Here is a 13148-nt window from a genome sequence, read left to right as displayed (position 1 = left end):
GACGCAGACGCATCACACCCTGGATATCCCGGAAAAATTCGGCGGCGCGGATCGGCAGATGGTGCGGGAATCTACTTTGTCCGAATTCGCAGAGCATCCCACCCACGAGTCCGGGCACAGTCAGGAAGATCTCCAGCTCTGGCCGAACGATTTTGAGTACGACGAGGGACATCACTGGGGCATGGCTATTGATCTGAATAAGTGCACCGGCTGCTCCGCCTGTCTGGTGAGCTGTAATGCGGAAAATAACGTGCCGGTGGTTGGGAAGGATGAAGTCCGGAGGCGCCGGGAGATGCACTGGATTCGCATCGATCGGTATTACTCCGGCTCGGAGGAGAATCCGGACGTCTCTCATCAGCCGATGATGTGCCAACACTGTGACCATGCGCCGTGCGAGCCGGTCTGTCCGGTGCTGGCCACCGTACACAGCGAGGAGGGGCTGAACCAGCAGATTTACAACCGGTGCGTCGGGACGCGATACTGCGCGAATAACTGTCCCTACAAGGTACGGCGGTTCAACTGGTTCGACTATGATCACGGCGACGAAGTGGAGCGGATGGCCCTGAACCCGGATGTGACAGTTCGGTCCCGGGGCGTGATGGAGAAATGCTCGCTCTGCGTCCAGCGCATCCAGGAAGCCAAAAATGAGGCGAAGGCGAACGGAGTCGAATTGCAGGATGGCGATATCCAGTTGGCGTGCCAGCAGTCATGTCCCACAGATGCCATCATTTTCGGAGATATGAACGATCCCGAAAGCAAAATCGCGAGGACAATGGAGAATCCCAGACATTATCGCATACTGGAAAAGATGAATTTCCGGCCGACTACAGGTTACCTCTCGATGGTGCGGAACCGGGAATCAACGGAGGACGGTGATTCCCATGCATAAGTTGTATTCGATACTGCGCAAGCCGCTCATCGGGGGCGACAAAAATTATAGCGATGTCACCGAAGATGTCGCCGAACCCCTCGAAAACAAGGCCACGCCGCTCTGGTGGGGCGCATTTCTGACTTCATTTACCGTGCTGATAATCGGTGTGATTGCAGTGGGATACCAGCTGAAGGTCGGCATCGGTACCTGGGGACTCAACAAAACCGTCGGCTGGGCGTTCGATATCACCAACTTTGTCTTCTGGGTTGGGATCGGCCACGCCGGGACGCTGATATCGGCGATCCTGTTTCTGTTTCGGCAAAGATGGAGAACTTCGATAAACCGCTCTGCAGAAGCTATGACCATCTTTGCGGTGATGTGCGCCGGCGTATTTCCGCTGATTCACATGGGACGCCCGTGGAATTTCTTCTGGGTGATCCCGTATCCCAACTTCCGTGGGCCGCTCTGGGTGAACTTTCGTTCACCGCTGCTGTGGGACTTTTTCGCCATCAGCACCTATTTCACGATTTCGGCGGTATTCTGGTACATCGGATTGGTTCCGGATTTAGCCACCTTGCGGGACAGGACTACCTCAAAGATAAAGAAATTTTTCTATCGATTTTTCAGTTTAGGCTGGGACGGTTCTACCCGGACATGGCACCGGTACGAGACGGTCTACATGCTGCTGGCTGCGCTTGCGACGCCGCTGGTATTGTCAGTTCACTCCATCGTGAGTATGGATTTTGCCACCTCGGTGATCCCTGGATGGCACTCCACGATCTTTCCGCCGTACTTCGTAGCCGGGGCGGTGTTCTCAGGATTTGCTATGGTGCTGACACTCATGATAATCGCTAGAAAGGTGTTGAACTACGAAGAATATATCACCATCGATCACATCGAGAAAATGGGCAAAGTAGTGCTGGTCACCGGTGGAATCGTGGCGCTCTCGTATGGAACGGAATTTTTTATGGCGTGGTACTCCGGGAACGAGTTCGAGCGATTCGTCTTTCTGAACCGGGCGCTCGGCCCGTACGCCTGGGCATTTTGGATCATGATGGCGTGCAACGTGCTCCTCCCCCAGTTCTTCTGGTTCCGGAAGTTCCGAAGAAATGTAACGCTGGTTTTCATCGCCTCGATCCTGATAAACGTTGGGATGTGGTTTGAGCGGTTTGTTATCATCGTCACCTCGCTTCACCAGGATTTTGTGCCGTCCAGCTGGGCCATGTACAAGCCGACAATCATTGAAATCGCCACACTGGCAGGCAGCTTCGGGCTGTTTTTTACCTGCTTCCTGCTGTTTGTGCGGTTTATCCCGTTTATCGCGATTGGGGAAGTGAAGGGGATTTTGAAATATGGGAAAAACAGGGAATAGGGAATAGGGTATATGGTATATGGTATAAGGCTCTTTCGCTTAATGTCCGCGAAGCGAGTTTAAGCGGGAGATAAGGCTAAAAAGAGAGAAAGGAAAAACTGTTGGTTGTTCATTGTGAGAAAGGCGCCCTTAATGGATGGGTTCAAAATTCATAACGATGAGTAATAACTACTTACAACAAACAACCAACAACGAACAAAAATTATTAAGAGTATGATTAAGATCAAGAAACACCGAACGATAACACCATAACACATTAACACGATAACACAAAAGCCGATTAAGATTAAGATTATGATTAAGAAAAACTTGAACACCCAAACACTCTAACACTATGAAACTATTTCTAGGCATTTTCAAAGACGAAGACGACATCCTGGCGGCGACGGAGGCCAGCCGGGAGGCGGGGTACGAGATCCACGATGTGTATACGCCGTATGCCGTCCACGGGCTGGATGACGCGATGGGAATAAAATCGACGCGGCTGACGTATATCTGTCTCGGTTTTGCACTGTTCGGATTGCTATTCGCCCTGTGGCTCCAGTTCTGGATCGGCAGTATCGACTGGCCACTGAACGTGGGCGGCCGGCCGTTTAACTCGCTGCCGGCGTATCTGCCGGTGACGTTTGAACTCACCGTTCTCTTCAGCGGTCTCGGCGTGGTTGGATCTATGCTGTTTCGGACGAAACTGTTTCCCGGCAAATCGAGGAATATTATCTGCGAAGGCGTGACCGACGACCGGTTCGTTATCGCCATCGAGGAGACCGACGCCGGATTTTCGCCGGAGCGCCTGACCCATCTCTGGGAAAAGTTTAACGTGGCGGAAACCAGAAAAGTAGAGGACGGTGAGGAATGAAGTACGTCTTCGGAATATTAATCATACTCGCTGTAGGCATCTGGGTGACGGACTTTTTTCTTGGCCAGCGTCCCGACCAGCGGAATTACCGGGCGCTGCCGGATATGTATGACGATGCGGGATACGATACTCAGTCCTCCAACCCGGTGTTTGCGGATGGCAAAACTCAACAACTTCCAGTGGCAAACACCATCAGGCGCGGGGAGATGCCGCTGCACTACACCGCGGATGAACAAAGTGCAATCCGGGCCGGTGAAGAACTTGTTTCTCCCATCGATTCGGTCACTCGCGCGGATCTCCAGCGAGGAGAAAAGGTGTACGGCGATTTTTGCCAGCCATGCCACGGGGTGAGCGGCAAGGGAGACGGGCCAGTGGCACTCAGAGGATATCCACGTCCGCCGTCGCTGTTCCTGCAGAATGCCATGCAGATGCCGGACGGTAGGATGTTCCATCTCATCACGTACGGCCAGAAAAACATGCCGGGATACGACAGCCAGATCGACCGGAACGACCGGTGGAAAACCATAGCGTATATCCGGGATCTTCAACAACAGAGCCAGCAGGATACCACACAATGAATGAACGAATATCCATTCCCGATTCGCTGAATAAATCTCTGATTGCATTGATGGGAGTGGGACTCGCTGTGTTCGTCCTGGGACTCTTCTTCGCCCCGGAGCGTATCTGGGCCAACTTCCTGATCGGCGAGTTTTATATCATGAGCCTGGGACTGGGAGCGGGCGTATTTATCGCGCTACAGTATGTGTCGGGCGCTGCCTGGGGCACGGCGTATCGCCGTATCCCGGAGGCGATGACCGGCATCCTGCCGTATGCGCTGGTCGGAGTTCTGGTGCTCATCTTTGGGATACATTCGCTGTATGAGTGGAGTCATCCCTCAGTGGTGGCAGAAGATGCCTTGTTGCAAATGAAGAGCCCTTATCTGAACGTCACCTTCTTCGTCGGACGCCTGATTTTTTACATCATTGGATGGATATTTCTGAGCCGCAAGATCGCCGGGCATTCCCGGAAGCAGGATGAGGACGGCAGGGTTGAGCACACTCATACCAACGTGAAATATTCGGCGGCGCTGCTGGTATTCGGCGCTATTACCTTCAGCTTCGCCAGTATCGATCTGCTGATGTCACTCCAGCCGCACTGGTACAGTACGGTATTCGGATTTCTCACCCTCTCCGGGATGTTCCTGAATATCCTGGCGGTTGTGACCATCTTTGCGGTAATCCTGCGGTGGCTGGGATATGAACACATCGTTACAAAAGATCACTTGCACGACCTGGGCAAGTGGATTATGGCGATGAGCGTCTTCTGGGTGTACATGTGGGTTTCACAGCACCTGCTTATCTGGTATTCAAACATTCCTGAGGAGACCTCGTACTATATCTTTCGGCACTTCGGCGGTTGGGGATCGCTCTCGTTTCTGAACCTGATGCTCAACTGGCTGATCCCGTTTGTTGTTCTGCTTCCGAAGTCAACCAAGCGTAACGATAAGATCCTGCTGCAGGTGGGTCTGGTAGTCATGCTGGGACACTGGCTGGATCTCTATATCATGGTGATGCCGGTGACGTTTGGCGAAACCCCACTCCTGGGAATCTGGGAAATCGGACTCATCCCTGGGATGATCGCGCTGTTCTTTTGGGTAACCTTTCGGGGATTAGAGCGCTACAATCCCATTCCGGTGAACGATCCGTATCTGGTGGAGAGCCTGCCGGAATCCCAACTTCCGGAGGAGAGACATATTGAATCAGGGAGTTTGGCATGATAAATGTAATTATAAATACAGACACAAAAGGCCGGAAACAGGAACCCGATGATACCGCATACGCACACAAACCTTCCAAAGGTTAGAACAGAAGCGGTTGGAAGGGGACTTCGACTGGTGATAACAATAATTGACAGAAATGCCTTTTCCGGAAAGTGAAAAGATGACCAAATTAATCTTGTTAAATCTAAGAAAATTAACACGGAGAGCCGTGCACAGAACCTTCTGATATCTCCTTAAGGTTCTCTCAGCCTGCTGACCTGCCTCCCGCGACGGCGGGAAACGGTCGACGGCCGGTACGGTTTACCCGGAAACGGTTGAATCAGCTCCCGTGTTTGGAAAGAGAACAATCATGCTTACCTCAATTTCCGCATTTGTTCTATCCGGTGGTTACAGCCGCCGATTCGGTACTGACAAGGCCCTGTACCAGTACGAGGGGCAGTCGCTCATCCGCTATCCGCTCGAACTTCTCAACGAAAAATTCCCGACCGTCTCCATCGTCGCCAAAGAGGCTGGAAAATACGAATGGCTCGGTTTTCCTGTGGTTCCCGACATTATCGATCAGCAGACACCGTTGGTTGGGGTCCTCTCAGGGATGGTGAATTCGAATACGGACTGGAACTATTTCCAGGCGTGCGACATGCCGTTTCTGCAGCCGGGAATTCTGGATCTGCTTGCAAGCCGGTTTGAGGAGCTAAACGGCGAAACGCAGGCGTTGTTGCCGCTCACGGATCAGGGTGTCCAGCCGCTGGCGGGATTTTACCGGAAAAATACCATCGATTCCCTCAGAGAAGCAATCAGTCAGGATCTGAGCGTCCGGGAGTGGGTCGATACACTGGTTGATGTACGCAAGGTGAACTTCGGGAATGCCTTGTCCTACTGCAATGTGAACACCGTCGAGGATCTGGATGCCGTCTCCGCTTAGAGACAACTTCGGCCGCCGGATGGACTACCTCCGTCTGGCGGTCACTGACCGGTGTAACCTCCGTTGCCAGTACTGCATGCCCGCCCAGGGGATGGAGTTTGCGCACCGTTCCGAAGTGCTTTCGTGGGACGAGATGGAGCGGCTCTGCCGGATCTTCGTGGATTCCGGAGTACGGAAAATCCGCATCACCGGTGGCGAGCCGTTCGCCCGGCAGGGACTCACAGGATTCCTGGCGCGATTGCAGGGATTCAGGAACCAGCCAGACACCGGGATCACTACAAACGGTACGCTACTCACTCATCACCTCGAACAATTGCAGTCGATCGACGTCACCAGCCTGAACGTGAGTCTGGACAGCCTTTTGCCGGAGACGTTCGCAAAGATTACCCGTCGCACCGATTTTGAGCAGACGTTAGGCGCAATTCATGAGGCATACGACCGTGGTTTCCGGTTGAAGATCAACATGGTCGTTCTGCCGGGCGTCAATGATCACGAGATACCCGATTTTGTGAGACTCACCACCGACAAGGACATCACGGTACGATTTATCGAGCCGATGCCGTTCAACGGGGAGGACATCTCCGCACTGGAGCCGATGACCGGCGATGAGATTCTGGATAAAATTCTGCAAGAATTTCCGCTCAGGAATCTGGGTGAGAACAGCTCGAAGGTGGCGTCACTCTATCAAGTGCCGGACTATGCCGGGAAAATCGGTATCATCTACGGCTACAGCCGCTCCTTCTGCGACAGCTGCTCCCGGATTCGGGTCTCGGCGACCGGCCAACTCAGAACCTGTCTGTACGGGAGCAACGTTCTTGATCTCAGAAATATGCTGCGGGTAGGTTCCAGTGATATTCAAATCCGTGAAGCAATCAGAGAAGCGTTGCAGAATCGTTACAAATCGGGAGTTGAAGCAGAAGCGGCAAACACACTCAATCAATATGAAAGCATGTCCACCATCGGTGGATGAAACTATTCGCACGCAGATGACGCAGATTAAACAGATAACCACAGATAATAGTTTTTTAATCCGCGTTTATCCGTTTTTTCTGCGTTTCCCGACCTGTCGGGAACAGCGTGCTATTTTTAAAAAATGAATAAACCAAAAAACACATACGGCTGGTCGGAATTTAGTGGCGCCATTGGCGACCTGGGAACGACGTTACCGCTGGCGTTTGCGCTGGTGATCTCCAACGGATTTCCGTCGGCGCGGATCTTTCTGCTGTGGGGGATCGTCTATATCATCACCGGATGGTATTACAAAGTTCCGGTGAGCGTCCAGCCCCTGAAGGCGATGGCGGTCATTGCCATCACCGCCGGATTTTCCGCCGGAATGCTTTCCACGGCTGCGGTGTTATACGGAGTGCTGTTTATCATACTCTCCAGTACCGGTCTTATTAAGTGGCTTCAGAAATGGTTCTCCCAGGCGATTGTCCGGGGGATTCAACTCGGTATCGGACTGCTTCTCGCAAAGAAGGCGCTGGCGCTGATCTATGAGAAAACACTGTTCCTCGATGGCGCACTGCCCGCCGGGAACTGGATTCTGCTTATGGCGCTGGGAACGCTGGGAATTCTTATCGCTGGAAAATACTTGCTAAAGCGGCCGATAGCATTGGTAGTAATAGTTGCCAGTGTCGCCGCCAGCCTGTTCTTTGGAATTCGTCCCGGAGTGGAAGCAGCTACTGGGAGCGCTGTTCAATTTTCAATTCCGCACTGGAGCCAGTGGTGGGATATCCTGGTGTTGCTCATGATTCCGCAGCTGCCGCTGACCCTTGGCAATGCAGTGTATGCAGCCAACGATGCCTGTCATGAATTCTGGGGCAAGCAGGCCCGGAGAGTGAATACATCCAAGCTGGCAGGGAGTATTGGATTGAGTGACATCTTCATTGGATTGCTTGGCGGATTCCCCATCTGTCACGGTGCAGGCGGAATCGCCGCTCATTCCCGGTTCGGCGGGAAAACAGGAGGGACGACCATCATTCTGGGAATCGCATTCGTCACACTGGCGCTGGTCGGAAACCTGAGTACATTTCTGTTCCTGATACCTATCCCAATCCTTGGAACACTTTTGCTGTTCGACAGCTGGGCGATGATTATCCTGGTGCGCCGACTCGCGGATTTTCCCAAACTCGTGACCGCGGTGACGGTCGGGACGATATCCCTTGCGACGCACAATTTAACACTAGCGCTCATCGCCGGACTGATTATCGAACGGATTGTCGCGATTGAACGGGTGAATACAATGCTTGTCAGAATCCAACAGAAATTGAGTAACCAATTGACGCGGATTAACCCCGCAATTGAAAACACGAAGGTCGAACATGATTAACGTGAGCCATAAATCGAATACCTTACGATACGCCAAAGCGGAGGGCTATCTCTACGCGAGTTCTGAAACTCTTCAGAGAGTAAAAGAAAAAACCGTTCCCAAGGGAGATGTCCTGGCTACCGCCCGGGCGGCAGGGATTCACGCAGCCAAGAATACCAGTGACATCATCACTTTTTGTCATTCAATGCCGCTGGATTGGGTGGATCTGTCCTTTGAAGTCGAATCAGAACAAATCAGAGTGGTTGCCGAAGTTGAAACCGTTTGGAAGACCGGCGTGGAGATGGAGGCGGTGACGGCCGTTTCGGCGGCGCTGCTCAACTGCTTTGACATGCTCAAACCGCTGGACAAGGAGATGTCCTTTGGCGACATAAAAGTGGTGAAAAAGCGCGGCGGGAAGTCGCAATATCGCGAGGAGTTCGACCGTCCGCTGAAGACAGCAGTGCTGGTGATTTCCGATTCCACCTACGAAGGCACGAGAGAAGATAAATCCGGCAAGGTGATACAGAAGCATCTCGAAGATCAACCGGTTGAGGTAGCGGTTTATGAAATCTTGCCTGACGAGGAGGAGCGTATCCGGGAACGGGTACTCGCTTTGGTTAATGAGGAGAATTGCGACCTGGTAATTACGACAGGCGGCACCGGATTCGGGCCGAAGGATTTCACCCCGGAAGCCATACGACCTATCCTCGAAAAACTGGCACCCGGCATCGCAGAAAAACTCCGGGACTACGGCACGCAAAGAACACCGTACGCCATGCTCTCCAGGGAAATTGCCGGGACAATCGGACAATCGCTAATTCTCACACTTCCAGGCAGTTCCAACGGCGCGCGGGAATCCATGCAGGCGCTATTCCCCGGTGTGCTGCATATCTTTCCGATGTTGTGGGGTGGCGGGCACGGGAAACACCAATAGCACGCAGATGACGCAGAAAAAACGGATTACTACAGATAAAAACGGATTCACCGCAGAGACGCAGAGGGCGCAGAGAAAAGCAAAAAAGATCGAAAACTGAAAAAATGTTTATAACAACTGAAAGAAAAAAACAGATTAAGATTAAGAGTAAGATTAGGATTAAGAAGGCGAATAACTGTAACACAGTAACACGATAACACATTAACACAGGTTTTAATTTGAACACTAAATCATGATTTCAATACAACAAGCCATCCAAACTATCAAAGATCACCTGCCAGAGCGGCGGACTGAAGATCGTACGCTCACAGAGTCCTTGGGGTATTATCTTGCGGAGAAGTTGACCGCACCGGAGCCGCTGCCGCGGTTCAATAACAGCGCCATGGACGGTTATGCGGTTGCACTGGATCTGAACTCCCCGCCTAAACTACCTATGAAATTACCGGTCATCGGTGAGTCGCAGGCGGGGGTTCCGTATCATGATGAACTGCAGCCCGGTGAGGCAATCCGGATCTCGACAGGAGCATATGTGCCGGAAGGAACTTCGCTGGTAGTGCCGGTAGAGGATACGGATAACGGGGATACCGAAGTTGTCATTAACGATATTGGTGAGCAGTATTCGCATATCCGGTTCGCAGGGGAAGAGGTAAGCGCTGGGGAGACTATCGCCCAAAAACGCGATAAAATTACTCCACCGATGCTCAGCTGGTTGGCGGGATTCGGGATCCAGCAGGTGAAGGTATTCTCTAAACCAAAAGTTGCTGTCCTGACCACTGGGCAGGAACTAGTCGACTTCGGCGCCAAGCTGAAGCCGGGACAGATCCGGAATACGAATCAGCTCTATTTCGAATCGTATCTCAGAGATATGGGAATTGAGCCGGTGTACTCATCTCAAATTCCCGATTCGTTATCAGAGACCAAGCGCATTTTAAAAGAAGCAACCGACGTCGCGGACATCATCCTGTTAAGCGGCGGGGTCTCAGTCGGCCCCCATGATCATGTAAAAGATGCCGCAGAGTCAATCGGGTTCGAGCGCCATTTCTGGAAGGTGAAACAGAAGCCGGGAAAGCCGCTCTATTTTGCATCTATGGGAGAAAAGTTGTTGTTTGGACTTCCCGGCAATCCGGTCTCGACGCTGATGAGCACGCTGGTCTATGTATATCCGGTGATTAATGCTCTGGCAGGGAATCCGGGCTCAAATTTAGCATCTGTTCCTGCGTTTCTGGATCAATCATATACACGGAGAAAAGCGGGACGAGCGCAATATCTACTGGTAAAAATAGTGAGACAGGAAGAATCCGGATATCTCATAGAACCGGTCGGACACCAGCGCTCACACATGATGTCGGGTGTCACGGAGAGCGATGGGTTTATAGTCGTTCCGGTGGGTACGAATGAGGTGTCGCCGGAAAAGAAGCAAACGGTGTATTTATTTCCGTGGACAGACTCAATACCTAAATACGAAGACAAAGGAATAATCCGATGGGATATATAGAGGCGATCTGCATCAGTACGAAAAAAGGGCGGGTGAAGAAGCCGATTGAGACTGCCGAATTCCGCGAAAACCACGGCATAGTCGGCGATGCCCATGCCGGGGACTGGCATCGACAGGTGTCGATTTTACCGCAGGAGAGCATCGATATAATGCGGGAGCAGATCCCGAATCTGGCAGACGGCGCCTTTGCCGAGAATATTGTCACCGCCGGACTGGATTTCTCCGGCGTGGAAATCGGAACGCAGTTTTTCCTTGGTAATTCAATCGTCCTGGAAGTCACCCAGATCGGTAAAGAGTGTCACACCGCCTGCGCAATACGGACAATGACAGGCGACTGCATCATGCCCCGGGAAGGGATTTTTTGCCGGGTGTTGCAGGGCGGTGAACTGCAGCCGGGCGACCGGGCGGAGATTGCAGCTGTAGCAGAGGTGGCATAAAGATTTGATTAATGACATATAGCGCTGGTAGCTCAGCCAGAGCTACCAGCAGTATTTTTTATCCGATTTATACTAAAAGTTATACCGTAACTCCGCGTATATCTGGTCGTTTTCCCGGAACGCACCGAAGTGTTCATCTGTATTTCCGTCGATTATATAGGCTCCCAATGTAAGATCAATCGCATTGCCAAGGGTACGGGTGTATTTTGGCTTTAACACGTAGTTTTCATCCTCAAGAGCAAACATGCTGCCGATTTCGATGGAGTTGTAGTTATTTATATCGTACGTCAGGGCGAACATCGTCTGGTAATTATCCTCGTTGGATTTGTCGATGCCATATCGGTTAAATAGTCCCGAACTGAATTGTCCGTTTACATAGAGACCGTTTTTAAACGTATAGTCCAGTCCCAGGACATAATGCCAGTAAGGGTCCTGGATAAACGGATTTGTCTCGTCGGTATCTTCGGTGATGAAGTAGCCACCTTCACCGCGAATACCAAGTCCGAAAAGAGACGTGGAAAAGTCACCGCCGATGACATCCAGTGAGTGGTAACGAAGGTAGGGCGAGGCGATCAGATGCTTCGTCCCGGTTTGATCGACCGATTGTAACTTCAGATCGGAATGCAGAGTTGGAAAGTCATCCCATCCGTGGTAGTAACTGAGCGAAAAATCCACTCCGGATATTCCGGATGAGACCTTGGCGGCATATTCGGAGTTCTCCAGGGTGTTGGCAGGTGACGACGGCCCGGAAACCGGACTAATGTCATCAACGACTGCCCCCGGGGGCGGCGTCAATTCCAATGAGGGACGCGACATCCGCCAGGTCGTAGTATCAGGAAGTCCGTAGGCGTGGAAATCCGGTATCCAGACGCCGGTGAATTTCCAGTTGCCGGCATACAGATTTGTCTGGAGCATATTCACCGGGATTTTTCGATCCGAGGTTTCGGAAAACGGGCTCTTCCTGCCAAGATCCTGCGGGTTCAGGTTATCTGTTGGATTGATGCCGTCAGTGGTACCCCAGGTGATGATCTGTTTTCCGGCTCGTATGTCAAAGAACGAACCGTAGTAATCCACATACCCTTCCCAGAGATCAGTCTGGATTCCGCCTGGTGTGGCATAAATATTCGCCGAGGCAAAGAGGCCTGCGTTGTCTTTTGAAGAGGAGAAGTTGAGCCTGAACTCGTTGATCTGTTTCGCAAACCTGGCGGAATCATTTACAAAAACATACCCGTCCGATTCCAGATATCCATAGATTTCGGGTTGCGCCTCTGAAATCAGAGGCATGCTGAGAAACAGCGCCATTATAAGCAGTTTGAGTATTTTTAAATTGTACATAGGTAATACTTCCTTTCCGAATTATCATTGATTATTGGCTGAGACCGGATCGAATTCATCGCCGTAAATTCCGCTCAGTCCACGTCATATCCGGCAGGTCGACATCAACCTCAATATCTTCCATCCCAAGGATGGTCCGGTGGTTGGTCTGCACATTATTCATTTCGATGTGCGTTGCTAGCCAATATTGCTCTATCTGTTTGAACTGTTCATTCGTTTGCACTTTCAACATGTCGCCACTCAGGTCATAGTACTCGATTTTTACCGGCAGGAAAATATCCTTGCGGATCCAGAATTTGAGTTTGGAATATCCAACATCTCTGGGATGTTTGGCTGTGCCTTCGATCCGATACAGGTTCTCACCGTCAATCCGGGCTTCCCGGTCGATCATTTCGTAGGTATAGTCATTGATATCACGATCCCCCATATCGGCATACGTGAAATCCGATCCCATGAAATTCTTGTGTTTGCTGGATGAAGCAATGCGTCGCACCTTTCGCAGCGCCGGGAGGTACAGGTACATTTCGTCATCCCTGTTGTCATGAGACAGGTTCAGAAAGGCGGTATTTTTGACATCCGAAGGAGAGAGAAACAACAGGTAGGATTTATCCTCCCCCTGCTTTTTCACATCCAGGACACGTTCGAGTTTGTCTCCACGCCGATTGATTAATGTCATGGTCATTTCCAGTTGCTGGTCCGTTGGAACCGGTGTGTTCTCCACCCGCTCCATGACCTCATTGGCGGTTATCGGTTGCGCCTGAACCTGTAGCGCGGCCATTGCCAAAATGAATGTGAGCCCAAAGATTAATATTCCCATTGATTTGAATAATGTTTTCAT

The 13148-nt window shown here is 51.5% G+C and carries 13 protein-coding genes; 11 read left to right on the top strand and 2 right to left on the bottom strand.

Annotated elements, in window-relative coordinates; translation table 11 throughout:
- The 11 genes from K9N57_11355 to K9N57_11305 form a co-directional block, all read left to right on the top strand.
- A partial coding sequence (locus K9N57_11355) for a 4Fe-4S dicluster domain-containing protein (GenBank protein ID MCF7804779.1) occupies nucleotides 1-889 on the top strand: 889 nt, incomplete at its 5' end.
- Entirely contained in the window at nucleotides 882-2243 is a 1362-nt protein-coding gene (nrfD, locus tag K9N57_11350; GenBank protein ID MCF7804778.1) for a polysulfide reductase NrfD, read from the top strand. The genes K9N57_11355 and nrfD, both read left to right, overlap by 8 nt.
- Nucleotides 2244-2577: 334 nt before the next feature.
- Nucleotides 2578-3099 (top strand): DUF3341 domain-containing protein, encoded by a 522-nt coding sequence (locus tag K9N57_11345; GenBank protein ID MCF7804777.1) that lies wholly within the window; start codon nucleotides 2578-2580, stop codon nucleotides 3097-3099.
- Nucleotides 3096-3677: a cytochrome c gene (locus K9N57_11340; GenBank protein MCF7804776.1), complete on the top strand. Its 582-nt coding sequence runs from the start codon at nucleotides 3096-3098 to the stop codon at nucleotides 3675-3677. The genes K9N57_11345 and K9N57_11340 overlap by 4 nt, the downstream gene beginning before the upstream one ends.
- Nucleotides 3674-4876 carry a hypothetical protein gene (locus K9N57_11335; GenBank protein MCF7804775.1) on the top strand — a complete coding sequence of 401 codons (1203 nt, stop codon included), beginning with the start codon at nucleotides 3674-3676 and terminating at the stop codon, nucleotides 4874-4876. The genes K9N57_11340 and K9N57_11335 overlap by 4 nt, the downstream gene beginning before the upstream one ends.
- Nucleotides 4877-5228: 352 nt before the next feature.
- Nucleotides 5229-5801, top strand: coding sequence for a molybdenum cofactor guanylyltransferase (locus tag K9N57_11330; GenBank protein ID MCF7804774.1), 573 nt, complete (start codon nucleotides 5229-5231; stop codon nucleotides 5799-5801).
- Nucleotides 5785-6771 (top strand): GTP 3',8-cyclase MoaA, encoded by a 987-nt coding sequence (moaA, locus tag K9N57_11325; protein MCF7804773.1) that lies wholly within the window; start codon nucleotides 5785-5787, stop codon nucleotides 6769-6771. Before K9N57_11330 ends, moaA begins: the two co-directional genes overlap by 17 nt.
- A gap of 123 nt (nucleotides 6772-6894) precedes the next feature.
- A complete protein-coding gene (locus K9N57_11320) occupies nucleotides 6895-8130 on the top strand; it encodes a putative sulfate/molybdate transporter (protein ID MCF7804772.1) in 1236 nt (411 codons plus the stop codon).
- Entirely contained in the window at nucleotides 8123-9043 is a 921-nt protein-coding gene (gene moaCB / locus K9N57_11315; protein MCF7804771.1) for a bifunctional molybdenum cofactor biosynthesis protein MoaC/MoaB, read from the top strand. The genes K9N57_11320 and moaCB overlap by 8 nt, the downstream gene beginning before the upstream one ends.
- A gap of 232 nt (nucleotides 9044-9275) precedes the next feature.
- Nucleotides 9276-10538 carry a molybdopterin molybdotransferase MoeA gene (locus tag K9N57_11310; protein MCF7804770.1) on the top strand — a complete coding sequence of 421 codons (1263 nt, stop codon included), beginning with the start codon at nucleotides 9276-9278 and terminating at the stop codon, nucleotides 10536-10538.
- The gene (locus K9N57_11305) at nucleotides 10526-10975 is read left to right on the top strand and encodes an MOSC domain-containing protein (GenBank protein MCF7804769.1); all 450 of its coding nucleotides are present in this window, start codon (nucleotides 10526-10528) and stop codon (nucleotides 10973-10975) included. Before K9N57_11310 ends, K9N57_11305 begins: the two co-directional genes overlap by 13 nt.
- Nucleotides 10976-11047: 72 nt before the next feature.
- On the opposite strand, the gene K9N57_11300 is transcribed toward K9N57_11305, so the two are convergent.
- Together K9N57_11300 and K9N57_11295 are read right to left on the bottom strand one after the other, a co-directional pair.
- Nucleotides 11048-12310 (bottom strand): hypothetical protein, encoded by a 1263-nt coding sequence (locus tag K9N57_11300; protein ID MCF7804768.1) that lies wholly within the window; start codon nucleotides 12308-12310, stop codon nucleotides 11048-11050.
- A gap of 55 nt (nucleotides 12311-12365) precedes the next feature.
- Entirely contained in the window at nucleotides 12366-13148 is a 783-nt protein-coding gene (locus K9N57_11295) for an outer membrane lipoprotein-sorting protein (GenBank protein ID MCF7804767.1), read from the bottom strand.

It is taken from the genome of Candidatus Neomarinimicrobiota bacterium (assembly GCA_021734025.1).
Classification (GTDB): domain Bacteria; phylum Fidelibacterota; class JAANXI01; order JAANXI01; family JAANXI01; genus JAANXI01.
Note: the sequence above shows the minus strand (reverse complement) of the source record. Positions and strands in the feature narration are given on the sequence as shown.

Coding starts and splice junctions, on each gene's coding strand:
- nrfD (MCF7804778.1), top strand. CDS start 882: ATGCATAAGTTGTATTCGATACTGCGCAAGCCGCTCATCGGGGGCGAC.
- K9N57_11345 (MCF7804777.1), top strand. CDS start 2,578: ATGAAACTATTTCTAGGCATTTTCAAAGACGAAGACGACATCCTGGCG.
- K9N57_11340 (MCF7804776.1), top strand. CDS start 3,096: ATGAAGTACGTCTTCGGAATATTAATCATACTCGCTGTAGGCATCTGG.
- K9N57_11335 (MCF7804775.1), top strand. CDS start 3,674: ATGAATGAACGAATATCCATTCCCGATTCGCTGAATAAATCTCTGATT.
- K9N57_11330 (MCF7804774.1), top strand. CDS start 5,229: ATGCTTACCTCAATTTCCGCATTTGTTCTATCCGGTGGTTACAGCCGC.
- moaA (MCF7804773.1), top strand. CDS start 5,785: ATGCCGTCTCCGCTTAGAGACAACTTCGGCCGCCGGATGGACTACCTC.
- K9N57_11320 (MCF7804772.1), top strand. CDS start 6,895: ATGAATAAACCAAAAAACACATACGGCTGGTCGGAATTTAGTGGCGCC.
- moaCB (MCF7804771.1), top strand. CDS start 8,123: ATGATTAACGTGAGCCATAAATCGAATACCTTACGATACGCCAAAGCG.
- K9N57_11310 (MCF7804770.1), top strand. CDS start 9,276: ATGATTTCAATACAACAAGCCATCCAAACTATCAAAGATCACCTGCCA.
- K9N57_11305 (MCF7804769.1), top strand. CDS start 10,526: ATGGGATATATAGAGGCGATCTGCATCAGTACGAAAAAAGGGCGGGTG.
- K9N57_11300 (MCF7804768.1), bottom strand. CDS start 12,310: ATGTACAATTTAAAAATACTCAAACTGCTTATAATGGCGCTGTTTCTC.
- K9N57_11295 (MCF7804767.1), bottom strand. CDS start 13,148: ATGAAAACATTATTCAAATCAATGGGAATATTAATCTTTGGGCTCACA.